We start from the raw sequence: 1,842 nt of genomic DNA, 5'->3' as shown, positions 1-1,842 counted from the left end.
TGGTGGGTGGCGTCCACGAACTCCACGAAGTCCGCCAGGTCACCGAACTCCGGCAGCACCGCCGTGTAGTCCGACACGTCGTAACCGCCGTCCCGCAGCGGCGACTTGAAGAACGGCGGCAGCCACAGGCAGTCCACACCCAGCCACTGCAGATAGTCCAGCTTCGCGGTCAGCCCCTTCAGATCACCCACACCGTCGCCGTTGCTGTCCTGGAAGGACCGGACCAGGACCTCGTAGAAGACGGCACGCTTGAACCACTGCGGATCGCGGTCCGCGGCGGGAGTGTCCTCGAAGGTGTCCGGGACGGGCTCGTTGACGATCATCGTGTGGGTGACCCTCCGGTCTGCAGTGAGGACGGTCGCAGGACGGTCAGCACGTGCGCGGGAGCCTCGCCCGGCGAAAGACGCACGTAATTGGTCCTGCCCCAGTGGTAGGTGACACCGGTGAGCTCATCACGCACCGGCACCGACTCGTGCCAGTCCAGGCCGAGCCGCGGCATGTCCAACGACACCGTCGCCTCCTGGGTGTGGTGCGGATCGAGGTTCGCCACCACCACAACCGTGTTCGAACCCGAACGCTTGGAATAGACGATCACCTCGTCCTTGTCCGCATGGTGGAAGTGCAGGTCCCGCAACTGCCGCAGCGCCGGACTGGCCCGGCGGATCGCGTTCAACCGCGTGATGAGCGGTGCGATGGTGCGTCCCTCGCGTTCGGCCGCTTCCCAGTCCCGGGCCCGCAACTGGTACTTCTCGGAGTCCAGATACTCCTCACTGCCCTCCCGCAACGGCACGTTCTCACACAACTCGTACCCCGAGTACACCCCCCACGTCGGCGACAACGTCGCCGCCAGTACCGCCCGCACCTCGAACGCCGGACGCCCCCCACCCTGCAGATACGCATGCAGGATGTCCGGCGTGTTCACAAAGAAGTTCGGCCGCATGTACGACGCCGACTCCCCCGACAACTCCGACAGATACTCCGTCAGCTCCCCCTTCGTGTTCCGCCACGTGAAATACGTGTACGACTGCTGGAACCCCACCTGCGCCAGCGTCCGCATCATCGCCGGCCGCGTGAACGCCTCCGCCAAAAAGATCACATCCGGATCCCGCCGGTTGACCTCCCCCAGCACCCGCTCCCAGAACACCACCGGCTTGGTATGCGGATTGTCCACCCGGAAAATCCGCACCCCATGCCCCATCCAGAACCGAAGGACCCGCAACGTCTCCGCCACCAGCCCCTCCATGTCCGCATCGAAGAACACCGGATAGATGTCCTGATACTTCTTCGGCGGATTCTCTGCATACGCGATCGACCCGTCCGCCCGATGCCGGAACCACTCCGGATGCTTCTCCACCCACGGATGATCCGGCGAACACTGCAACGCGAAATCCAGCGCCACCTCCAACCCCAACGACCGCGCCCGCCCCACGAACCACACAAAATCCTCGACCGACCCCAGATCCGGATGCACCGCATCGTGACCGCCCTCCGGCGACCCGATCGCCCACGGCACCCCCACATCCCCCGCACCCGCCGACACACTGTTGTTCCGCCCCTTGCGGAACGTCGACCCGATCGGATGCACCGGCGGCAGATACACCACGTCGAAACCCATCCCCGCGATCACCGGCAACCGCCGCGCCGCCGAACGAAACGTCCCGTGCGGCCGCTCCACCGTCCCCTCCGACCGAGGAAAGAACTCGTACCAGGAACCGAACAACGCCCGCTCCCGCTCCACCACCACCCCCCGCACATCCGAACACGACACCCCCTCACGCAACGGAAACCGCCCCAACACCCCACCCACCTCAGGCGTCAACGCACCCGCCAGACGAGAGGCCG

Annotated in this window: 2 protein-coding genes; both read right to left on the bottom strand. The window is 65.7% G+C overall.

Annotated features, from left to right (window positions below):
- Positions 1-323 (bottom strand): alpha-amylase family glycosyl hydrolase (locus ADL25_RS09845; protein ID WP_267889239.1); only part of this gene is annotated, 323 nt, incomplete at its 3' end.
- Positions 320-1,842: hypothetical protein (locus ADL25_RS09840; RefSeq protein WP_059127283.1), on the bottom strand; the 1,523-nt coding region annotated here is incomplete at its 5' end. The genes ADL25_RS09840 and ADL25_RS09845, both read right to left, overlap by 4 nt.

This window comes from Streptomyces sp. NRRL F-5122 (genome assembly GCF_001507435.1).
GTDB lineage: Bacteria > Actinomycetota > Actinomycetes > Streptomycetales > Streptomycetaceae > Streptomyces > Streptomyces lannensis.
This window is presented reverse-complemented; position numbering and strand designations above follow the sequence as displayed.